Source organism: Streptomyces sp. NPDC097129 (assembly GCF_055668065.1).
Map to the genome: position 1 here is coordinate 154063 of NZ_JBVOQE010000001.1, position 21611 is coordinate 175673.

18 protein-coding genes and 1 tRNA gene are annotated in these 21611 nt (G+C 70.9%); 7 read left to right on the top strand and 12 right to left on the bottom strand.

Going from position 1 to position 21611, the window contains the following annotated elements; all coding sequences use genetic code 11:
- Positions 1-27: 27 nt before the first annotated feature.
- Positions 28-681, bottom strand: a complete 654-nt coding sequence (locus tag AC0B9F_RS00725) for an ANTAR domain-containing response regulator (protein ID WP_361635311.1) — start codon at positions 679-681, stop codon at positions 28-30.
- Between the two features lie 104 nt (positions 682-785).
- Between AC0B9F_RS00725 and AC0B9F_RS00730 the strand changes: the two genes are divergently transcribed.
- Positions 786-860, top strand: a tRNA-Leu gene (locus AC0B9F_RS00730).
- Between the two features lie 106 nt (positions 861-966).
- Positions 967-1755: a helix-turn-helix domain-containing protein gene (locus AC0B9F_RS00735; protein ID WP_471998025.1), complete on the top strand. Its 789-nt coding sequence runs from the start codon at positions 967-969 to the stop codon at positions 1753-1755.
- A gap of 5 nt (positions 1756-1760) precedes the next feature.
- Here AC0B9F_RS00735 and pyk read toward each other — a convergent pair whose 3' ends face one another.
- Entirely contained in the window at positions 1761-3197 is a 1437-nt protein-coding gene (gene pyk, locus AC0B9F_RS00740; protein ID WP_471998026.1) for a pyruvate kinase, read from the bottom strand.
- Between the two features lie 182 nt (positions 3198-3379).
- A complete protein-coding gene (locus AC0B9F_RS00745) occupies positions 3380-4081 on the bottom strand; it encodes an SIMPL domain-containing protein (protein ID WP_471998027.1) in 702 nt (233 codons plus the stop codon).
- A 170-nt stretch (positions 4082-4251) separates the two neighbouring features.
- Here AC0B9F_RS00745 and AC0B9F_RS00750 point away from each other — a divergent pair, with 170 nt between their 5' ends.
- Positions 4252-6051, top strand: coding sequence for a bifunctional metallophosphatase/5'-nucleotidase (locus AC0B9F_RS00750; protein ID WP_471998028.1), 1800 nt, complete (start codon positions 4252-4254; stop codon positions 6049-6051).
- 56 nt (positions 6052-6107) lie between these two features.
- Here AC0B9F_RS00750 and AC0B9F_RS00755 read toward each other — a convergent pair whose 3' ends face one another.
- The 6 genes from AC0B9F_RS00755 to AC0B9F_RS00780 form a co-directional block, all read right to left on the bottom strand.
- Positions 6108-7514 (bottom strand): lysine N(6)-hydroxylase/L-ornithine N(5)-oxygenase family protein, encoded by a 1407-nt coding sequence (locus AC0B9F_RS00755; protein WP_471998030.1) that lies wholly within the window; start codon positions 7512-7514, stop codon positions 6108-6110.
- Positions 7511-8884: a pyridoxal phosphate-dependent decarboxylase family protein gene (locus AC0B9F_RS00760; RefSeq protein WP_471998031.1), complete on the bottom strand. Its 1374-nt coding sequence runs from the start codon at positions 8882-8884 to the stop codon at positions 7511-7513. The genes AC0B9F_RS00755 and AC0B9F_RS00760 overlap by 4 nt, the downstream gene beginning before the upstream one ends.
- Before the next feature lie 204 nt (positions 8885-9088).
- Positions 9089-9244 carry a hypothetical protein gene (locus AC0B9F_RS00765; protein WP_471998032.1) on the bottom strand — a complete coding sequence of 52 codons (156 nt, stop codon included), beginning with the start codon at positions 9242-9244 and terminating at the stop codon, positions 9089-9091.
- A gap of 206 nt (positions 9245-9450) precedes the next feature.
- Positions 9451-9942: an SDR family oxidoreductase gene (locus AC0B9F_RS00770; RefSeq protein WP_471998034.1), complete on the bottom strand. Its 492-nt coding sequence runs from the start codon at positions 9940-9942 to the stop codon at positions 9451-9453.
- A 30-nt stretch (positions 9943-9972) separates the two neighbouring features.
- Entirely contained in the window at positions 9973-12462 is a 2490-nt protein-coding gene (gene pepN / locus AC0B9F_RS00775; RefSeq protein WP_471998035.1) for an aminopeptidase N, read from the bottom strand.
- Positions 12463-12902: 440 nt separating this feature from the next.
- Positions 12903-13277 carry a chorismate mutase gene (locus AC0B9F_RS00780; protein ID WP_471998037.1) on the bottom strand — a complete coding sequence of 125 codons (375 nt, stop codon included), beginning with the start codon at positions 13275-13277 and terminating at the stop codon, positions 12903-12905.
- 124 nt (positions 13278-13401) lie between these two features.
- Here AC0B9F_RS00780 and AC0B9F_RS00785 point away from each other — a divergent pair, with 124 nt between their 5' ends.
- Positions 13402-14298, top strand: coding sequence for a zinc ribbon domain-containing protein (locus tag AC0B9F_RS00785; protein WP_471998039.1), 897 nt, complete (start codon positions 13402-13404; stop codon positions 14296-14298).
- On the opposite strand, the gene AC0B9F_RS00790 is transcribed toward AC0B9F_RS00785, so the two are convergent.
- Positions 14295-16730: a polysaccharide lyase 8 family protein gene (locus AC0B9F_RS00790; RefSeq protein ID WP_471998041.1), complete on the bottom strand. Its 2436-nt coding sequence runs from the start codon at positions 16728-16730 to the stop codon at positions 14295-14297. The genes AC0B9F_RS00785 and AC0B9F_RS00790 overlap by 4 nt on opposite strands.
- A 225-nt stretch (positions 16731-16955) precedes the next feature.
- Between AC0B9F_RS00790 and AC0B9F_RS00795 the strand changes: the two genes are divergently transcribed.
- Entirely contained in the window at positions 16956-18002 is a 1047-nt protein-coding gene (locus AC0B9F_RS00795; protein ID WP_471998042.1) for a LacI family DNA-binding transcriptional regulator, read from the top strand.
- A gap of 174 nt (positions 18003-18176) precedes the next feature.
- Here AC0B9F_RS00795 and AC0B9F_RS00800 read toward each other — a convergent pair whose 3' ends face one another.
- Together AC0B9F_RS00800 and AC0B9F_RS00805 are read right to left on the bottom strand one after the other, a co-directional pair.
- Positions 18177-18791, bottom strand: a complete 615-nt coding sequence (locus AC0B9F_RS00800) for a TetR/AcrR family transcriptional regulator (protein ID WP_471998043.1) — start codon at positions 18789-18791, stop codon at positions 18177-18179.
- A 53-nt stretch (positions 18792-18844) separates the two neighbouring features.
- Positions 18845-19570 (bottom strand): vWA domain-containing protein, encoded by a 726-nt coding sequence (locus AC0B9F_RS00805; RefSeq protein WP_471998044.1) that lies wholly within the window; start codon positions 19568-19570, stop codon positions 18845-18847.
- A gap of 146 nt (positions 19571-19716) precedes the next feature.
- Here AC0B9F_RS00805 and AC0B9F_RS00810 point away from each other — a divergent pair, with 146 nt between their 5' ends.
- On the top strand, positions 19717-20640 hold the full coding sequence (locus tag AC0B9F_RS00810) for a rhomboid family intramembrane serine protease (RefSeq protein ID WP_471998045.1): 924 nt from the start codon (positions 19717-19719) through the stop codon (positions 20638-20640).
- A gap of 19 nt (positions 20641-20659) precedes the next feature.
- Positions 20660-21559 carry a chitosanase gene (locus AC0B9F_RS00815; RefSeq protein ID WP_471998046.1) on the top strand — a complete coding sequence of 300 codons (900 nt, stop codon included), beginning with the start codon at positions 20660-20662 and terminating at the stop codon, positions 21557-21559.
- The last annotated feature ends 52 nt before the right edge of the window (positions 21560-21611 follow it).

Consider the following 21611-nt stretch of genomic DNA (forward strand, 5'->3'; position numbering starts at 1 on the left):
ACGCGGGCCTCACATTGCTCCAGGGCCTCAGCCCTTCGCCGCCTTCTTCTCCTCCGCGTCCTGAATAACCGCCTCCGCAACCTGCTGCATCGACATACGGCGATCCATCGACGTCTTCTGAATCCACCGGAACGCCGCCGGCTCCGTCAGCCCGTACTCCGTCTGAAGAATCGACTTCGCCCGGTCCACCAGCTTCCGCGTCTCCAGACGCAGAGTGAGGTCGGCGACCTCCTTCTCCAGCGTCTTCAACTCCGTGAACCGCGAAACAGCCATCTCGATCGCCGGAACCACGTCACTCTTGGAGAACGGCTTCACCAGGTACGCCATCGCCCCCGCGTCCCGCGCCCGCTCCACCAGGTCACGCTGCGAGAACGCCGTCAGCATCAGCACCGGCGCGATGCCCTCCTCGGCGATCTTCTCCGCCGCCGAGATGCCGTCGAGCTTCGGCATCTTCACATCCAGGATCACCAGGTCCGGCTGGTGCTCGCGGGCCAGCTCGATCGCCTGCTCGCCGTCACCGGCCTCACCGACGACGGAGTAGCCCTCCTCCTCCAGCATCTCTTTGAGGTCGAGCCGGATCAGGGCCTCGTCCTCGGCAATGACGACACGGGTCGTCAGCGGAGGCACGTGCGACTTGTCGTCGTCGGTCACGTCAGCGGGCTGGGGCGACTCGGCGGTCACGGGGGCGCTCCTTGTTCCGGGGCAGGCTGGTACTGCTCCCAAGAGCCTACCTAGCTGCGGTAAGGTAGGGGGCACGGAGTCGTGGTCAACCTTCGATTCCATGGGCCCCGGTAGTCCAATTGGCAGCAGACGATGGTCTCAAACACCATACAGTGTGGGTTCGAGTCCCACCCGGGGCACTTTTCCTTAGTTTCCAAGGTCTCAGACTGTGAGCGGAGGGTCACGTTCGCGTGATCTTCCGCATTTTGCTGCCCAGCGTCGCGATCAGTGACCCACAGTGGTCGCATGATCTTCCATGGCACTGACGTGCGACAGAAGGCGCTCACACTGCTCCGCAGCGGAGCGAAAAACGCGGACGTGGCTCGCAAGCTAAATGTGCCAACAGGCACCGTCAGCTATTGGAAGCACATGGACCGAGCCAAGCGCGGCGAGTGCCCGGGACGTCACGGTCCACCATGTCCGCGGTGCCACGGACGCGAGCTCGACGAAGCCGCGTACAGCTATCTACTCGGCCTCTACCTCGGCGACGGGCACATCAGCCACTACTCGCAGCACCATGTCCCCAACCTCATGATCACCTGCACCGAGTCGTGGCCGGGTCTCATGGACGCCTGCGAGGAGGCGATGCTTGCCGTCTTCCCGGGCAACGCGGTGTGCCGGGTTCGCAAGATCGGTTGCCGCAACGTGAAGATCTACTCCAAGCACTTACCTTGCCTCTTCCCCCAGCACGGTCCCGGCAAGAAGCATGACCGCAAGATCGCCCTCGAACCCTGGCAGCAGGCCATCGTCGACGCGCACCCCTGGGACTTCATCCGGGGCCTGATCCACTCCGACGGGTGCCGGATCACCAACTGGACCACCCGGCTCGTCGGCGGTGAGCGCAAGCGGTACGAATATCCGCGCTACTTCTTCGCCAACAAGTCGGACGACATCAGGGACCTCTTCACCGACACTCTCCGCAAGGTGGGCGTCGAGTGGACCACTCTGGCTCGCGGGGCCGACCCGTTCAACATCTCCATCGCCCGCAAAGCCTCCGTCGCCCTCATGGACGCCCACGTCGGCCCCAAGTACTGACCCCGCTACTTCGGGCTGTCGTCCTCGCCGATGTGGTGGACGCGGACCAGGTTGGTCGAGCCGGAGACGCCGGGCGGGGAGCCGGCCGTGATGACGACCACGTCGCCCTTCGCGCAGCGGCCGTACTTGAGCAGCAGTTCGTCCACCTGGTCGACCATCGCGTCGGTGGAGTCGACGTGGGGGCCGAGGAAGGTTTCCACGCCCCAGGTCATGCTGAGCTGGGAGCGGGTGGCCGGGTCGGGGGTGAAGGCGAGGACGGGGATCGGGGAGCGGTAGCGGGAGAGGCGGCGGGCGGTGTCGCCGGATTGGGTGAAGGCGACGAGGAACTTCGCGCCGAGGAAGTCGCCCATTTCGGCGGCGGCGCGGGCGACGGCGCCGCCCTGGGTGCGGGGTTTGTTGCTGTCGGTGAGGGGCGGTAGGCCGGGGGCGAGCATGTCTTCCTCGGCGGCGGCGACGATCTTGGCCATGGTCTTGACCGTGTCGATGGCGTGTTTGCCGACGCTGGTCTCGCCGGAGAGCATCACGGCGTCGGTGCCGTCGAGGACGGCGTTGGCGACGTCGCTGGCTTCGGCGCGGGTGGGGCGCGAGTTCTCGATCATGGAGTCGAGCATCTGGGTGGCGACGATGACCGGTTTGGCGTTGCGTTTGGCGAGTGTGATGGCGCGTTTTTGGACGATGGGGACTTGTTCGAGGGGCATTTCGACGCCGAGGTCGCCGCGGGCGACCATGATGCCGTCGAAGGCGGCGACGATGTCGTTGATGGCGTCGACTGCCTGGGGTTTTTCGATTTTGGCGATGACGGGGAGGCGGCGGCCTTCTTCGTCCATGATGCGGTGGACGTCGAGGATGTCCTTGCCGGAGCGGACGAAGGAGAGGGCGATGGTGTCGAAGCCGGTGTGCAGGGCCCAGCGGAGGTCGTCTTCGTCTTTTTTGGAGAGGGCGGGGACGGAGACGGCGACGCCGGGGAGGTTGAGGCCTTTGTGGTCGGAGACCATGCCGCCTTCGATGACGCGGGTGTGGACGCGGGGGCCGTCGATGCCGGTGACTTCGAGGCAGACTTTTCCGTCGTCGACGAGGATGCGTTCGCCGGGGGTGACGTCGTCGGCGAGGCCGTGGTAGGTGGTGCCGCACTGGTCGTGGTTGCCTTCGGCGCCGTCTTCGACGGTGATGGTGAAGGTGTCGCCGCGTTCAAGGAGTACGGGGCCTTCGGTGAAGCGGCCGAGGCGGATCTTCGGGCCCTGAAGGTCGGCGAGGATGCCGACGCTGCGGCCGGTTTCGTCGGCGGCCTTGCGCACGTGGTGGTACCGCTCCTCGTGTTCGGCGTGGCCGCCGTGGCTGAGGTTGAAGCGGGCGACGTCCATTCCGGCGTCGACCAGGGCTTTGATCTGGTCGTATGTGTCGGTGGCGGGGCCCAGGGTGCAGACGATTTTTGCTCGGCGCATGAGTCGAGCCTATGACTTACCGGTGGGTAGAGAATTGGCCGGGCGTGACTACTCGACAACCTTTGGGTGAAGCGCTTTGGACAAGTGTTGAATTGTGCGCCGGTGCGCTCTGATGAGCGGGGAGGGGTCATTCTTTCGGGTGGTCCGGCCGTTTTTTCGAATGCCGGAATTCCGGGGGAGCGTCACAGGCGCGGTGGGTTCATCGTGAAGCGTGCGGTGATCTCGGCGTGGACGTGCTGGCGCTGGGGTTGGAGGTCGAGGGGTGCGGGTTCGGTTTCGGCGGGGCCGGCGAAGGACATGGAGCGCATTCGGCCGGGGGTGCGGGGTTGCGGGGTGTCGTCGGTGCCGGTGTCGGCGAGTTCGACGAGGGCGGCGAGGGTGGTGCCGAGGGCTTCGGCGTATTCGCGGGCGCGTTGGACGGCGGCTTGGACGGCCTGGGTGCGTGCGGTGCGGTGGAGGGGTGAGTCGGGGCGCAGGGACCACCAGGGGCCGTCGATGCGGGTGAGTTCGAGGTCGGCGAGGCGGGTGGTGAGTTCGCCGAGTGCGGTGAAGTCGGTGAGTTCGGCGGTGTGGTGGATGGCGCCGTGGTGGGTGCGGATGTGTTCGCCGCGGCCTTTGTGGGTGAGTTCGGGGGTGAGGGTGAGGGCGCCGGTCTCGATGTGTGCGACGGCGTCGCCGTAGGACTTGATGAGGTCGAGGGCGGCGGTGTTGCGGCGGGTGAGGTCGTCGAGGGTGGTGCGGCGGTCGCGGCCGCGGGCGGTGACGGTGATGCCGATGCGGGCGAGTTCGGGGTCGGTTTCGAGGTGGGCTTCGCCGCGGACGGAGATGCGGGGTGCGTCGGGGGTGCCGTAGGGGAGGGCGGGGGTGGCTGAAGTGGGGGTCATACGGGTCACTTTGGCAGTTGTGGTCACCAGATCGAAACCTTCGGGCCCTGTTGCGTGGTGGCGTGTGCGGGTCAGAATCTACGCGTGTTATCTACGCGCGTCGTTTTCGTTCGCGTGGTGCGCGTCGGTGTCCTGTTCCGTGTGGACGTACTGCGAGGAGAGGCAGCCCCATGGCGTTGAACCGCCGGAAGTTTCTGGAGAAGTCGGCCGTGACCGGGGCGGGGGTGGCGGTGGCGGGCGCGGTGGCGGCGCCGGCCGCGCAGGCGGCACCCGCTCGGCGGCCGGGCGAGAAGCGGTATGCGCTGACCGTGATGGGGACGACGGACCTGCACGGGCACGTCTTCAACTGGGATTATTTCAAGGACGCGGAGTACGCCGACAAGGCGGGCAACGCGCTGGGCCTGGCGCGTATCTCGACGCTGGTGAACGAGATCCGTGCGGAGCGGGGCCGGGAGAACACGCTGCTGCTGGATGCGGGTGACACCATTCAGGGCACGCCGCTGACGTACTACTTCGCGAAGGTGGATCCGATCACCGCGAAGGGTGGTCCGGTGCATCCGATGGCGCGGGCGATGAACGCGATCGGGTACGACGCGGCGGCGCTGGGCAACCATGAGTTCAACTACGGCATCGAGACGCTGCGCAAGTTCGAGGAGCAGCTGGACTTCCCTCTGCTGGGTGCGAACGCGGTGGACGCGAAGACGTTGCGGCCGGCGTTTCCGCCGTATGTGATGAGGACGTTCCACGTGAAGGGCGCCCGCCCGGTGAAGGTGGCGGTGCTGGGGTTGACCAATCCGGGGATCGCGATCTGGGACAAGGCGTATGTGCAGGGGAAGCTGGCGTTCCCGGGTCTTGAGGAGCAGGCGGCGAAGTGGGTGCCGAAGCTGAGGTCGATGGGTGCGGACGTGGTGATCGTGTCCGCGCATTCGGGTACGTCGGGGACGTCGTCCTACGGTGACCAGGTGCCGTATGTGGAGAACGCGGCGGCGAACGTGGCGAAGCAGGTGCCGGGGATCGACGCGATCCTGGTGGGGCACGCGCATCTGGAGATTCCGGAGCTGCGGGTCGTCAACGAGCAGACGGGGAAGACGGTCGTGCTGTCGGAGCCGCTGTGCTACGCGGAGCGGCTGACGGTGTTCGACGTCGAGCTGGTGTTCCGCCGGGGCTGCTGGGAGGTGGAGTCGGTCGCGGCGTCGCTGCGTGACTCCAAGAGCGTGGCGGACGATCCGCGGATCACGAGGCTGCTGGCGGAGCAGCACGCGAAGGTCGTGACGTACGTCAACCAGGTGGTCGGCAAGGCGACTCAGACGCTGACGACGGTGGAGGCGCGGTACAAGGACGCGCCGATCATCGACCTGATCACGAAGGTGCAGGAGGACGTGGTGAAGGCGGCGCTGGCGGGGACGCAGTATGCGTCGCTGCCGGTGGTGGCGCAGGCGTCGCCGTTCTCGCGGACGTCGGAGATCCCGGCGGGGAATGTGACGATCCGGGATCTGTCGAGTCTGTATGTGTACGACAACACGCTGGTCGCGAAGTTGATGACGGGTGCGCAGTTGCGGGCGTATCTGGAGTTCTCGGCGGAGTACTACGTGCAGACGGCGCCGGGTGCGCCGGTCGACGTGGAGCAGTTGACGAACGCGGGTGGGCGTCCGGACTACAACTACGACTATGTGTCGGGTCTGGTGTACGACATCGACGTCGCGCAGCCGGCCGGGTCGCGGATCAGGAATCTCACCTTCAATGGCGCTCCGCTGGATGATGCGCAGCAGTTCGTGCTGGCGGTGAACAACTACCGGGCGAATGGTGGTGGTGCGTTCCCGTTCGTGGCGTCGGCGAAGGAGTTGTGGTCGGAGTCGACGGAGATCCGTACGCGGATCGCGGAGTGGGTGACGGCGAAGGGTGTGCTGGATCCGAGGGACTTCGCGTCGGTGGACTGGAAGCTGACGCGTGACGGGGTGCCGATGTTCTGAGGTCGGTGGGGTGTCGCGGGGCGGGTCGGCGGGGTGCCGGCCCGCCCTGGTGTGTTTCAGCGGCTGTCGGTGAGGGGGGTGAGTTCTTGTGGGCGGCGGGCGGTGGGTACCTGCGGGGTGGGCTGGAGGCCGAAGGTGGTGAAGGCGGTGCGGGTGGGGAGGGGGTAGGTCTCTTTGCCGGTGAGGGAGTTGAGGATGGTGGCGCTGCGCCAGGCGGCGAGGCCGAGGTCGGGGGCGCCGACGCCGTGGGTGTGGCGTTCGGCGTTCTGTACGTGGATGGAGCCGGTGACGGAGGGGTCGAGGACGAGGCGGTAGTGCTCGTCGATGCGGGGGCGGTCGCCGCTGTCGCGGCGCAGGTAGGGGTCGAGTCCGGCGAGGAGGTGGTTGAGGGGGCGTTCGCGGTAGCCGGTGGCGAGGACGACGGCGTCGGTGGTGAGGCGGGTGCGGGTGCCCTGCTGGATGTGTTCGAGGTGGAGTTCGACTTTGGTGGTGGCGAGGCGGCCGGCGGTGCGGACGCGGACGCCGGGGGTGAGGACGGCGTCGGGCCAGGTGCCGTGCTGGGTGCGGCGGTAGAGCTCGTCGTGGACGGCGGCGAGGGTGTCGGCGCTGATGCCTTTGTGGAGTTGCCATTGGGCGGCGACGAGTTGGTCGCGGACGGGTTCGGGGAGGGCGTGGAAGTAGCGGGTGTAGTCGGGGGTGAAGTGTTCCAGGCCGAGTTTGGAGTACTCCATGGGGGCGAAGGCTTCGGTGCGGCCGATCCAGGTGAGGCGTTCGCGTCCGGTGGGGCGGTGGCGGAGCAGGTCGAGGAAGATTTCGGCGCCTGACTGGCCGGAGCCGACGACGGTGATGTGGTCGGCGGTGAGGAGGGTGTCGCGGTGGTGGAGGTAGTCGGCGGCGTGCAGGACGGGTACGCCGGGGGCGTCGGCGAGGGGTTTGAGGGGTTCGGGGACGTACGGTTCGGTGCCGATGCCGAGGACGATGTTGCGGGTGTGGGTGCGGCCGAGGGCTTCGGCTTCGCCGTCGGTGTCGAGTTGGGTGTAGTCGACTTCGAAGACGTCGCGTTCGGGGTTCCAGCGCACGGCGTCGACCTGGTGGCGGAAGTGGAGTGCGGGGAGGTGGGCGGCGACCCAGCGGCAGTAGGCGTCGTATTCGGTGCGCTGGATGTGGAAGCGTTCGGCGAAGTAGAAGGGGAAGAGCCGGTCGTGGGCCTTGAGGTGGTTGAGGAAGGTCCAGCGGCTGGTGGGGTCGACGAGGGTGACGAGGTCGGCGAGGAAGGGCACTTGGACGGTGGCGCCGTCGAGGAGCAGTCCGGGGTGCCAGGTGAAGCCGGGGCGCTGTTCGTAGAAGGCGGTGTCGAGTTCGGTGAGTGGCTGGGCGAGGGCGGCGAGGGAGAGGTTGGCGGGGCCGATGCCGATGCCGACGAGGTCGCGGGGGGTGCCGGGGGCGGTGGGGGGCGGGGTCATCGGGGGGTGGTTCCTTCCACGAGTGCGTCCTGGACGTGGGTGAGGAGTGTGGCCAGGTCGCCGGTGTCGGTGCGGGGGTTGAGGAGGGTGGCTTTCAGCCAGAGGCGGCCGTCGGGTTTGGCGCGGCCGAGGACGGCGCGGCCCTGGTCGAGGAGGGTGCGGCGCAGGGCGGCGACGGTGGTGTCGGGGGCGCCGGTGGGGCGGAACAGGACGGTGCTGAGGGTGGGGGTGTCGTAGAGGTCGAGGGCGGGGTGGTCCTTGACGAGGGTGGCGAGTTCCTGGGCGAGGTCGAGGACTGTGTCGACGAGGGCGCCGAGGCCGTGCCGGCCGAGGGTGGTGAGGGTGGCGGCGATTTTCAGTGCGTCGGGGCGGCGGGTGGTGTGCAGGGAGCGGCCGAGGAGGTCGGGCAGGCCGGCGTCGGTGTCGTCGGCGGCGTTGAGGTAGTCGGCGCGCTGGTCGAGGGGGGTGAGGTCGGCTGGGTCGCGGACGGCGAGGACTCCGGCGGGGACGGGCTGCCAGCCGAGTTTGTGCAGGTCGAGGGTGATGGTGTGGGCGGCGTCGAGGCCGGTGAGGCGGTGTCGGTGGCGGTCGCTGAAGAGGAGTGCGCCTCCGTAGGCGGCGTCGATGTGGAGGCGGGCGCCGTGGGCGGCGCAGCGGGCGGCGATGTCGGTGAGGGGGTCGATGAGGCCGGCGTCGGTGGTGCCGGCGGTGGCGGCGACGAGGTGGGGGCCGGGTAGTGCGGTGAGGGCGTCGTCGAGGGCGGCGGGGTCGAGGGTGCCGCCGGGTGCGGGGACGGTCACGGGGTCGGGCAGGCCGAGCAGCCAGGCGGCGCGGGTGAGGGAGTGGTGGGCGTTGGCGCCGGTGAGCAGGCGTAGGGCCGGGCCGTGCTGCTCGCGGGCGAGGAGCAGGGCGAGGTGGTTGGATTCGGTGCCGCCGCTGGTGATGAGGGCGTCGGCGGTGCCGGCCAGGCGGGCGAGGGCTTCGGTGACGAGGGTTTCGAGGGCGGTGGCGGTGGGGGCCTGGTCCCAGGAGTCGAGGGAGGGGTTGAGGGCGGACGCGGCGAGGTCGGCGGCGGTGGCGACGGCGAGGGGTGGGCAGTGCAGGTGGGCGGCGCACAGGGGGTGGGCGGGGTCGGCGGCTCCGGCGGCGAGGGCGGTGATGAGGGTGTGCAGGGCGGCCGGGTCGCCGTGGTCGGGCAGGATGTCGCCGAGGGTGTCGCGCAGGCGGGCGGTGACCTGGTGGGGGCCGCCGGCGGGCAGGGGGCCGGGGCGGGCGCGGGTGCCTTCGGTGAGGGCGTCGAGGACGGTGTCGAGCAGGGGGCGCAGCTCTTCGGGGCCGTTGGGCCCCGAGGCGAGGGGCGGCGTGCTCATGGTGATCCTCCGGTCGGCCGCGGGACGGGGCTTCCAGCTTGTACGCGGAAGGTTGGGGCACGCCCGGAATATCCAACGATCGCCACCCTGAAGGGGGTACGTCCTTGCGGGGGTGGCGTGTTGGGGGTACGGGCGGTGTCCTGCGGCCGTGGAGGGGGGTGGGGCGGGGGTCAGGGGTGGGGGGCGGCCGGGTAGGCCGGGGGGTCAGGCGTGGAAGTCGGCGGCGTGGTCGGTGGCCCACTCGGTGAAGGTGCGGGCGGGGGTGCCGGTGATCTTCTCGACGGTGGGGGTGATCCCGGGGGGTGTGCCGACGGTGTCGGCGAAGGTGCGCAGCAGCCGGTCGAGCATCTGTGGCGGCACGTGCGGGAAGAGTTCGGCGCCGGCCTCGTGGGGCGGGATCTCGACGAAGCGCAGGTCGCGGCCGGCGGCCCGGCCGATGGCGGTGATCTGGTCGGCGTTGCTGATCGCCGTGGGGCCGGTGAGGCGGTGGACGGCGCCTTCGTGGCCGGTGTCGAGGAGGGCGCGTTCGGCGACGGCGGCGATGTCGTCCTCGTGGAGGGGCGCGGTCAGGCCGTCGGCGTGGACGCCGCGGACGGCGGTGTGTCCGGCACGGACCTGGGTGGCTCCCCCAAGCTCTTCGAGCAGGGAGGTACCCCCAGGAGGGCGTTGGTGGCGAAGGCGCCGGGGCGCAGGAGGGTGAAGCCGAGGCCGCTGTCGCGCAGTTGCGCTTCGACGTGGGCGTGCATGGCGTGGATGGGGTGGGTGGGGTCGTCGGCGCCTTCCTGGATGATGCTGGAGGACAGCAGTACGACGTGGCGTGCGCCGGCGGCGCGGATCGCGGGGAGCAGGTCCGCGGCCTGGGCGTAGAGGAACACGCGGGTGACGCCGTCGAATGCGGCGGTGGGCTCGGCGGGGTCGCTCCGGGGGGTGCGGACGACGTCGGCGCCTTCGGGGAGGTCGGCGCGCTGCGGGTCGCGGGTGAGCGCCCTGACGGGGGCGCCGGCGGCGAGCAGGCGGTGGACGAGGGCACGGCCGACGTTGCCGGTGGCGCCGGTCAATGCGACCAGCCGTGCCCTACGCCTGTGGTCCTACTCCTCCGCCTTGGCCCTCACCCGCAGGGCCCTTGCGAGGTCGTCGAGTTGGTCGGCGAGCTTGCGGCGCAGCGCCGGGATGGGGTCGGCGTGGCGCAGGCACTCCTCGCCGAGGCGGAGGGTGTCGGTGTCGACGGCGTGGACGGGGAACGCCCAGCGGCCGGCGGCGTCGGCCATGGCGGGGCCGCGGCGGGCGGCGACGGCGACCGCGTCCTCGTAGTAGCGCTCGACGTAGGGCCGCACGAGGCCGACTTGTTCGGGCTGCCAGAAGCCCTGGGCGGTGGCGATGAAGAGGTAGTTGGACAGGTCGTCGCCGCCGAACATGGTGTGCCAGGCGTGGGCCTTCGCGTCGGCGTCGGGGAGGGCGGCGCGGCAGCGGGCGGCGCCTTCCTGGCCGGTGGCGGAGGGGTCGCGGTCGAGTTCGGCGGCGATGGCGGCTTCGTCGGTGGCGCCGAGGACGGCGAGCCGGGTCAGTACGCGCCAGCGCAGGTCGGGGTCGAGTTCAGGGCCGCCGGGCACGATGCCGTCGGTGAGCCAGGCGGCGATGGTGTCGGGGTGGGCGGCGGTGTCGATGCAGTGGCGTACGGCGATCAGGCGCAGGCCGGGGTGGTCGCCGTCCTCGGTACGGCGGATGAGGTCGCGGCACAGGTCGGTGAGGGTGGCCAGGGCGGCGGGCCGCTGCCGGGGGGTGACGTAACGGTCGGTGATCTGGCCGGAGGCGAAGGCGAGGACGCCTTGGACGAGGGCGAGGTCGCGCTCGTGCGGCAGGTGGGTGCGGGCGGTGTCGAGGTAGGCGGTGGGCGGCAGTTCGCCGTCGCGGACGGCGTCGCGCAGCGCGTTCCATACGACGGCGCGGGTGAGCGGGTCGGGCAGGCCGGCCAGGGTGGTGCGTACGGCGTCGAAGGAGTCGGCGTCGAAGCGGACCTTGGCGTAGGTGAGGTCGCCGTCGTTGAGGAGCAGCAGGGCGGGCTTCTTGCCGAGGGGGTGGGGGGTGGTGAGGGGGACGTCGATCTCGACGCGTTCGCGCAGGGTGAGGCCGTTGTCGTCGGTGAGGTCCTGGTCGTAGAGGCCGACGGCGATGCGGTGCGGGCGGCTGCCGGTGTGGGTGACGGTGAGTGTGCGGTCGCCGTTGCTGCCGTTGATGTGGGGGGTGAGGGTGTCGACTCCGGTGGTGCGCAGCCAGGCGTCGGCCCAGGCGTGGACGTCGCGGTCGGTGGCGGAGGCAAGGGAGTCGATGAAGTCGGCGAGGGTGGCGTTGGCGAACTTGTGCCGGGCGAAGTGGGTGTTGATGCCGGCGAGGAAGTCCTTCTCGCCGAGCCAGGTGACGAGCTGGCGGAGCGCCGAGGCGCCCTTGGCGTAGGAGATGCCGTCGAAGTTGAGCAGCGCGGAGGCGGTGTCGGGGACGGCTTCGGGGGCGACGGGGTGGGTGGAGGGGCGCTGGTCGGCGTCGTAGCCCCAGGCCTTGCGGGTGACGCCGAACTCGACCCAGGGCTGGGTGAAGCGGGTGGCTTCGAGGGTGGTCTGGTAGCCCATGTACTCGGCGAAGGACTCGTTCAGCCAGATGTCGTCCCACCACTGGAGGGTGACGAGGTCGCCGAACCACATGTGGGCCATCTCGTGGGCGATGACCATGGCGCGGATCTGCCGTTCGGTGTCGGTGACGGCGGAGCGGTAGACGAACTCGTCGCGGAAGGTGACCAGTCCGGGGTTCTCCATGGCGCCGGCGTTGAACTCGGGGACGAACGCCTGGTCGTAGGAGTCGAACGGGTAGGGCTCGGCGAACTTCTCGTGGTAGCGGTCGAAGCAGGCGCGGGTGATGTCGAGGATCTCCTCGGCGTCGGCGTCGAGGTAGGGGGCGAGCGAGCGGCGGCAGTGGATGCCGAAGGGCAGGCCGCGGTGTTCGGTGCGCAGGGTGTGCCAGGGGCCGGCGGCGACGGCGACGAGGTAGGTGGAGATCGGCGGGGTGGCCGCGGCCTTCCAGCGGCCTGCGCCGAGGTGTTCGGTGATGCCGTTGGCGAGGACGGTCCAGTTTTTGGGCGCCGTCACGGTCAGTTCGAAGACGGATTTGAGGTCGGGCTGGTCGAAGGCGGCGAAGACGCGTTGGACGTCCTCCATGAACAGCTGGGTGTAGAGGTAGGTCTCGCCGTCGCTGGGGTCGGTGAAGCGGTGCATGCCCTCGCCGGTGCGGGAGTAGCGCATGGCCGCGTCGATGTGCAGCTCGTGCTCGCCGGCGGTGAGGTTCTTCAGCGGCAGGCGGTTGCCGTCGAGGGTGTCGGGGTCGAGGGGCTGTCCGTCCAGGGTGACGGTGCGCAGCTCGGCCGGCTTCAGCTCCACGAAGGTGTCCGCGTCCGTCCGGGCGGTGAAGCGGATCCGGGTGCGGGAGTCGAAGGTCTCGTCGCCGGTCGTCAGATCGAGGTCGATCGTGTACCGCTGGACGTCGAGGAGCTGGGCACGGGTCTGCGCTTCGTCGCGCGTGAGTACGGACATGCAGGACATGCTGCCTGATGGCACCGGCATCGCACAGGGGCGGTTCGCTTCGCGGCGTATGTCTCGTCGCCTGTGGTACGGCGGCCGGGCGGGCGCGCAGCCGGCGCAGCTCCTTCTCCAGGGCGAGGCGGTGCTGGCCGGCGACGCGGAGGCCGCCACGATGAGGATCTCGGCATCCGACGGCACGGCCCGGCGTCCCTCCCGCGCGCTGAGGGGTCCAGCTCACGTCGGGGTGCTGACGCGGGGTGCCGGACGGATCACCTGCCGTGCACGCCGTGACCGGATCGGTGCGGCCGGGGGTGTGGCGGATCGGTGCGGGAGGTGGGGCCGGGTCGGTGTGGCGGATCGGTGCGGGAGGTGGAGTCGGGTCGGTGTGCCGGTTCGGTGCGGGAGGTGGGGCCGGGTCGGTGTGGCGGATCGGTGCGGGAGGTGGGGCCGGGTCAGTGGGCGGCGTCGGGGGCGGGGCCGGTGGCCGGGCCGGCCGTGCCGTTCGCGGTGTCCTCGGCGATGCGCTCGTGGTGGCGGATGACCTCGCCCACGATGAAGTTCAGGAACTTCTCGGCGAACGCGGGGTCGAGTTTGGCGCTCTCGGCGAGGCCGCGCAGCCGTGCGATCTGGCGGGCCTCGCGGGCGGGGTCGGCCGGCGGCAGCTGGTGGGCGGCCTTGAGGTGGCCGACCTGCTGGGTGCACTTGAAACGCTCGGCGAGCATGTGGACGACGGCGGCGTCGATGTTGTCGATGCTGTCGCGCAGCCGGGACAGCTCGGCGCGGACGGCCGGGTCGACGTCACCGGTTCCGGTGTTGCTGATGGTCATGGCCGTCCACCCTAGTGCGTGCCGGGTGCCGCCCGACCAGCGAGGATCCGCGGAGCCGGCCTGGCGGAGGTCCGGCCCGGTCTGCGTACAGTGGAGGCGGGCTCCAGCGACTTGGGGGTTGGGCGTGGCCAACGGCGGACCGGTCCGGCACGGCTACCCGCATCTGTACACGGTGCGGGCCGCCGTCACCGCGCTGTACAAGCGCCTGTCGTACGACACGATCGCCACGTTCGCGACGAGTGTGGCGCCGGTGGACGTGGCGTTCTGCGACACCGACGACCTGTATCTGGGGGCGCAGCGGGTGGCGCGGGAGCTGGTGCGGCACTACCGGCTCCCCGACGCGCGGCTGATCGTCTCCTTCCGTGAGATGACCCATGCGGCGAACGTCGAACTGACCGCCGGGCCGGAGTACTTCGTGGAGCTGAATGACCGGTTCCGGACGCATCGGCGGGACATCGGGGCGGCTCTCGCGCACGAGATCATGCATGTGTATCTGCACCGGCTGGACCTGGCGTTCCCGGGCACGCGGGAGAACGAGATCCTCACCGACACGGCGACGACGTATCTGGGTGCGGGCTGGCTGCTGCTGGACGCCTACCGGGAGGACGGGGCGTCGTCGCAGAAGCTGGGCTATCTCACGCCGGAGGAGTTCGGGTACGTGCTGGCGAAGCGGTCGCTGCTGTTCGGGGAGGACCCCTCGACGTGGTTCACCAGCGCCCGGGCGTACGAGGCGTACGGCGCGGGGATGGCGCTGGCCCGGCTGGACGAGCGGCAGCCGCCGCTCACGGCGGCCGGCTGGGCGGGACGCCGGCGCTACGCGCGCGATCGCCGTCACGCGCAGGAGCACGCGCGCGTGACGGCGCCGGACGGCGTGCCGTACAGCTTCGCCCCGGACGGGCACGGGCCGTTGCGGGTGTCGTTCCCGTGCCCGACCTGCCATCAGCGGATCAGGGTGCCGGTGCGGGGGCGGGTACGCGCGCGGTGCGCGCTGTGCCGGACGGTGTGGGAGTGCGACACCTAGGCCAAGGTGAGCTGTGCTGTGTGTACGGCGCCGAGGGTGCCCGGGGTGATGCGCAAGGTCAGTGCGGTGCCGGTCGCGAGCACCTGCACCGTGGGGTCGGCCGACCGCACCGCGGACACCGGCCGGTTCCAGGTGACGTCGATGGGCGCGCCGTCGCGCAGCGGGCCGGAGACGCAGAGGGTGGCCGTGCCGCCGCCGCAGCGGATCATGACGCTCGCCGGGGTGCTCGCGGTGAGGTCGCCGACGGTGCCGGCGAGCCAGAAGTTGACGCCGGTGAAGCCGAGGGCGGGTGCGCGCACGGCCTGCTGGTCGCCGGTGTTGGCGAGGATCTTCAGCCGGCCGGCGTCGGCGGCGCGGGCGGCGGTCTGCCGGGCCGTGGCGCCGGGCAGGATCGCGTACGCGTAGTCGGCCGCGGCCGGGTCGGTGCCGTGGTCCGTCCAGAGGGTGAGGTAGCGGCGGGTGACGGGGTCGGTGGTGCCGCCGGTGTTGATGGCGGACCAGGAGCCGGTGCGGGCCTCGCGCAGCGTCTGCAGGGTGGCACCGCCGGGGAAGACGTAACCGCCGAAGCCGGCGAGGTGGGCCCAGCGGGCGCGGGGGAACGCGGTGTGCCGGCCGAGGGTGGTGGGCTGCGGGACGCCGTCGACGGTGAGGGCGTGGGTGCCGGTCGCGCCGAGGTTGCGGTTGTCGACGATCGTCTCGACGCCGGCCGCGTCGTCGCTCTGGATGCCGGCCCCCAGGCAGACGATCATGTCGTCGAGGAAGAACCAGGACTTCTTGGCCTGCAGGGTGGAGGACAGGCCCTTGAGGTGCTGGCCGACGGCCGCGTACGTGCCGTCGGTGGCGCCGCCGACCCAGCGCACGTCGGGACGGGCCGCGCCCCAGGCGCCGCCCTCGCCGTCGGCGAGCGGCTTGCGGGAGACGGTGGTGCCGGGCAGCCGCATGGGGTCGACGGTGGCCCAGAAGCTGTCGCTGTACTGGCCGTTGCCGAAGGTGTCGCCCCACCAGTAGAGCATTCCGGAGCCGCTGTGCCAGCCGTGCAGGTGCTCGCCGTTGCCGTTCTCGTAGTAGGTGATCCGGTTCGAGGCCATGGAGACGCTCGCGGCCCAGCCGGGGCGGCGGTGCACGGCCCGGTCCATGCCGGGGAAGAGGCGGTGGCCGGTGGGTTCGGGGGCGGCGGTGGTCGTGGTGGAGTCGGCGATCGACTTCAGGCGGGCCAGCTGGGCCACGTTCAGGGCGTCGCTGGTGAGGATCGGGCGGTAGGCGGCGCGGGCGATCCAGCCCTTGATCATGGCCTCCCAGCGGGTGCGTTCGGCCGGGGACGCGCTGTGGGCGAGCAGGGCGACGCAGGCGATGATGGCGTGTCCGCGCAGGTGGTCGTCCTGGAGGACGGCGCGGGTGTCGCTTTTCTGCACGCCCCGGCTGACCGCGCGTCCTGAGACGTTGTCGATGGCGAGGCCGTTGAAGAGGAACGGCGCGTACGCCTTCTCGACGGAGTCGAGGATGACCTGCCGGCCCGGGTCGGTGACCTCCCAGGCCGAGCCTTCCAGCAGGGCGAACAGCAGGGACAGCCCGCCGAGCATGACCGCGCCGTAGGAGCCGGCGTAGGGGACGTAGGTGTGCTGGATGAAGCTGCCGTCGGCGTAGAGGCCGTCGCCGGAGGTGACGTAGGGGAAGACGGGGCTGAGGGCGTCGCGGGCGAGGGCGAGCTTGGCGGGGTCCTTGCCGAGGACGCCGCGCAGGGCGATGACCCGGCACAGGTCGACGCGGTTGGCGCCGGTGGAGGTGCCGGTGTACTGCGCGACCGCGCTGTCGGGGACGAAGTGGTCGACGGCGGCGGCGTAGTCGGCGATCCGGGTGGCGCCGAGGCTGTCGTAGAGGTGGGTGGCGATGTCGAGCAGGGCCTGCGGGGCGCCGATCTGCCAGCTCCACCAGTTGCCGTAGCGGGCCTGGCCCGCGTTGTACACCTCGGTGTGCAGATGGTCGAGGCCGGTGACGATCCCGGCGAGCAGCGCGGCGTCGCCGGTGAGGCCGGTGCCGGGCTGGGCGTAGGCCTCGCTGAGGGTGCGCAGCCGGGTGTAGCTGGTGGCCATGTTGCCGGAGTACGTGTACGACGCGCTGTCGGTGTCCGGGTCGGGGTCGGCGTAGGGCAGGTCGGGCCACAGGGAGCCGGGCGCGGGGTTCATCGTGGCGCGCAGTCCGGCGGCGGTGGCGCCGAGGGCGGTGAGGCGGCCGGCGTAGGGCTCGGCGGTGGGGTCGAAGCCGGTGCCGAGCAGGAGGCTGCGCCATTTCAGGCGGAGGGTGTCGTAGGGGTCGGCCTGCGAGGGGGTGGTGTCGGCGGCTTGGGCGGTGCCGGGGAGGGCGAGGGCGAGGGGGGCCGCTGCGGCGGTGGTGAGGGCGGCGCGCAGTACGGCGCGGCGGGTCATGCGGGGCATGCGGTGTACCTCCGGTGCGAGGAGGGCGCGGACCGGGGTGGGGCGGCCCTGTCCGCGGTGAGGTGAAGCGGTTTCTAACACGAACGAACACGGGTCGGCAATGAATCGCACAAGGTGGCATGGATTTGTTCGTTCGCTCAGAAACGTTCAAATGCGGTCGGGTGCGGGCTAGGGTGCTGGTGAGGGTCAGGATGAGTTCGTGGTGCCGTCGTAAGGGGAGCTGACGTGGCGCACGCCAGGGAACGGCATCAGGAGATTCTGCGCAGGGTGCGGGAGAGCGGTTCCGTGCGGGTCAGTGACGTCGCCGCCACGCTGGGGGTCTCGGCGATCACCGTCCGACGGGATGTGGAGGCGCTCGCCGAGCGCGGGTTGCTCGTCCGGGTGCACGGGGGTGCGGTGCTGCCGGAAGCCGTCCCGGTGGCGCAGGCCGGGGCGCCCGGGTGGGGCGGGCGGGAGCCTGTCGTGGGGCTCGTCGTGCCTGCCGCGGACTACTACTACCCCGAGGTGATCAAGGGTGCGCGGGAGGCGGCCGCCGAGCGGGGGGTGCGGCTCGTCCTCGGCATCTCGCAGTACGACCCGGAGCAGGAGCGGGCGCAGGTGCGGCACATGCTCTCCGAGGGGATCGACGGGTTGCTGATCACTCCGTGCGAGCGGGTGGGTGAGGGCTTCCTGCCGGATGAACCCGGGGTGCCGTATGTGCTCGTGGAGCGGCAGCCGGGGGACGACGTCACGGACGCCGAGCAGGTGGTCAGCGACCATGCCTACGGTGCGCGGATCGCCGTGCGGCATCTGGCGGGGGGTGGCCGGTCGCGGATCGGGTTGTTGCTGCGGGACGACAGTCCGCACCGGGGGCTGGTGCGGGAGGGGTTCGTGGGCGGGCTCGCGGGGGTGGGGCTGCCCGGTGACGTCGTGATGCCGCTGCCGTCGCAGGGACGGGCCGGGGAACGGGAGCGGGTGCTGGAGGAGTTCACCGACGCGGTGGTGTCGGGGCGGGTCGATGCGGCGCTCGTGCACAACGACCATGACGCGATCGTGGTGCTGCAGCGGCTGCGGGCGCGGGGGGTCCGGGTGCCGGACGACGTGGCGCTGGTGGCGTACGACGACGAGGTCGCGGCGCTGGCCGACGTTCCGCTGAGCGCGGTGGCGCCGCGGAAGCGGGCGGTGGGGGTGGCAGCGGTCGAGCTGATCGCGTGGAGGCTGGCCGAGCCGGAGCGGGCCCGGCATCGGGTGGCGATTTTGCCGGAGCTGCGGGTGCGGGGGTCCAGTGGGTAGGCCTGCGGCGCCGGGTCGCCCTTTGTCTGAGGCTTTCGTTGTGGCTGGTCGCGCCCACGCGGCGGAGCCGCATATCGATACAGCCCAGCGTGCCCTCCGCCGGTGCCGGCCGCTGCGGGCGGACACCCCCCACCCCGTCCCCTCCCCGCCGCGGGCGGCTGCGGGCCGTCGTGTCTAACCGCCTACCGCGATGCCCTCCAGGACCATCGACAGGTACTGGCGGGCGATCTCCTCAGGGGTGTGACGGCCTCCGGGCCGGTACCAGGAGGCGGCGACCCAGACGGTGTCGCGCAGGAAGCGGTAGGTCAGGCGGAGGTCGAGGTCGGCGCGGAACTCCCCCGCGGCCACCCCGCGTTCCAGGGTGGACAGCCATGCCTGTTCGAAGCGGCGCTGCGACTCGGCGAGGAAGGCGAACCGCTCCTGGGTGACGAGGTGGCGGGACTCCTTCTGGTAGATGGCGACCGCGTCGCGGTGCCGGTCGATCTCCCGGAAGGACTCGGTGACCAGGGCCCGCAGCGTCTCGCCGGGGCCCAGCTCGGCGGCCAGGACGGTGTCGTAACCGGCCCAGAGCTCGTCGAGGAAGGTGCGCAGGATCTCCTCGAGCATCGACTCCTTGGAGTCGAAGTGGTAGTAGAGGCTGCCGGCGAGCATGCCCGCGTGGTCCGCGATGCGGCGGACGGTGGTGGCGTTGTAGCCCTGCTCGGCGAAGACCTCGGCGGCGGTAGCGAGGAGTTCCTGGCGGCGCTCCGGGGGGGCGGCGGTCACCTGCGGCTTCTTCTTGGTCGGCACGGGTCCATTGTGGCCGTACCCGGGCGGCTTCGGTTCGGCGGGCGGTGGCACGGTCAGGCGGGGCGCACGATGCCCTGGGCGCGGGCGGCCGCCAGCCACTGCGGGAACTCCCCCAGCAGGCGGTCGTACAGCTCGGTGTCGGAGATGGTGCGCGGGTCCGCGCCGGCGTGGAAGAAGCCGGCGTTGTCGACCGGCCGTTTGTCCGGTACGGCGAGGTCGTCGAGCTTGCGCAGGAAGTCGAACTGCCCGCTGTCCGGGTCGCCGAAGCCGACGAACTGCCAGAACAGCGGGAGGCGCGCCGACTTGCACAGGTAGCGTTCCGCGGCGAGCTTGTTGATCGGGCCGCCGTCGGTCTGGAAGACCACCAGGGCGGGTTCCCGCGCGCCGCTGTCGAGGTAGTGGTCGATGACGGTGTCCATGGCCAGGTGGTAGCTCGTCCGGCCCATGTGGCCGAGCCCGGCGACGATCCGGTCGATCCGGCCCCGGTGGTCGGCGAGCGCGATGTCGGTGACGGCGTCGACGTCCGTGGAGAAGAAGACGACCGGCACGCTGCCGTCGTCGTCGAGGTGCGCGGCCAGCCCCAGCACGCGGTCGGCGAGCGCCTGCACGCTGCCGTCCTTGTAGTACGGCTTCATCGAGCCCGAGTAGTCGATCACGAGGTGGACGGCCGCCCTGAGGCCGTCCAGGCCGTGCCGGGTGAGCGAGACCCCGGCGGACTTGTAGAGGCTCACCAGCGCGGGCGCGGTCTCCTCCACCTTCGTCAGACTGATCGCGGCCATGCGCGTCTCCCCCTCGGATGTGTGGTCATGGCTGCCGAGAGTACGTCGCAGACGCCCTGGCCTCCCCCGATCCACCGGCGTTCGTTATTTTGTTCGCCGCCGACCCCACCGGCTCACCGTCCGTCCCATCTCTGCAAGGAGCCTGCGTGGAACCCGAGTCCGCCGTCACCACCTGCTTTCGCCACCCCAAGGTGGAATCCCACGTCCGCTGCACCCGCTGCGAGAGGTTCATCTGCCCCGGCTGCATGCGCGAGGCGGCGGTCGGCCACCAGTGCGTGGAGTGCGTGAAGGAGGGCGCGCGTTCGGTGCGGCAGGCCCGTACCGTCGTGGGCGGCCGGGTGCCGGCGGCGCCGGTACTCACCTGCGTGCTGATCGGCCTGAACGTGCTCGCCTATGTGGCCGAGCTGGTGCGGCCGCAGACCGTGGAGCGGTTCTCCATGCTCGGCGCCCGGCTGGTCGGCCCGGACGGCGGCTACTACCTCTACGACAGCGGCTTCCCGGCGGACTACCACGCCCAGGGTGTGGTGGCCGGCGAGTGGGAGCGGCTGCTGACCGGCGCCTTCCTGCATCTGCCGCCCACCCAGGGCGCGTTCGGGATCGCGCACATCGTGATGAACATGCTCGCGCTGTGGCAGATCGGCCGCGTCGCGGAGGCCCTGCTCGGCCGGGTCCGCTACCTGGCGCTGTATCTGCTGGCCGCGCTCGGCGGTTCGGTGCTGGAGCTGCTCATCGCCGACCCGGCGACCGAGTCGGTGGGCGCCTCGGGGGCTGTCTTCGGGCTGGGCGCGGCGTACTACGTCCTGGCGCGGCGCATGGGCGGCGACCTCGGGCAGGTCAACCGGTACATGGGCGGGCTGCTGCTGTGGATGCTGATCTCGGCCGGTCTGACGTCCTGGCAGGGCCACCTCGGCGGTCTGCTGACCGGCGGAGCGGTGAGCCTGGCGTACGCCTACGCGCCGCGCGGCCGCTACCGCGGTCTGGTCCAGGCGGGCGCGTGTGTGGCGCTGCTGGCGCTGCTCGCGCTGTGCGCGTGGGGCAAGGTCGTCGAGCTGACCTCGGTCACGGCGTGAGCGGGAGGGGAGACACGCCATGAAACGCGCCGGTTGTCTGCTGTTCGCCGCCTTTCCCGTCGTCGCGACGGCGGCGTTCTACTTCCTCGCCCCGTCGGACGACGGCCGCCCGGCGCCGGCCGGGCAGCAGTCCCGCCAGGACGCCAAGGTCCGCGCGGAGCAGGGCCGCCGGCTGCGGTCGGAGGACGCCCAGGTGCCGGCCGACGCCCCGCCGGGGCTGGCCGCGCCCGCGAAGAAGGAGCTGGCGCAGAAGATCGTGGCCAGCGCCGAGAGCTCCACGCTCGACTGGCGGGCCTCCTACGGCTCCATCGAGGACAGCGGCGACGGCTGCGGCTACACGGCCGGCGTCATCGGCTTCTGCACCGCCACCCATGACCTGCTCGGCCTCGTCGAGCGCTACAGCAAGGACCACCCGGGCAACGGCCTGGCGCGCTATCTGCCGGCGCTGCGCGCGGTGGACGGCACCGACTCGCACGAGGGTCTCGACCCGGGTTTCCCGGCCGCGTGGAAAGCGGAGGCGAAGCTGCCGGCGTTCCGGCGGACGCAGGACCGCGAGCGCGACGAGGTGTACTTCGAGCCGGCGGTGCGCCTGGCCAAGCTGGACGGCCTGGGCACGCTGGGCCAGTTCGTGTACTACGACGCGATGGTGCTGCACGGGCCGGGCATCGACGCCGACGGCTTCTACGTGCTGCGTGAGCGGGCGATGCGGCAGGCGAAGACCCCGGCGCAGGGCGGCGAGGAGAAGACGTACCTCTCGGCCTTCCTGGACGTGCGCCGCGCGGCGATGAAGCAGCGCCGGACCACGCAGGACACCTCCCGCATCGACACGGCCCAGCGGCGCTGGCTCGGGGCCGGCAATCTGGCCCTGGACACCCCGCTGAGCTGGGAGGTGTACGGGGAGTCGTACCGGGTGCCGTAGGTGTGTGCGGAAAGGCGACGGCGCCTGCCCGGGGTCCGGTCGGGGACAGGGC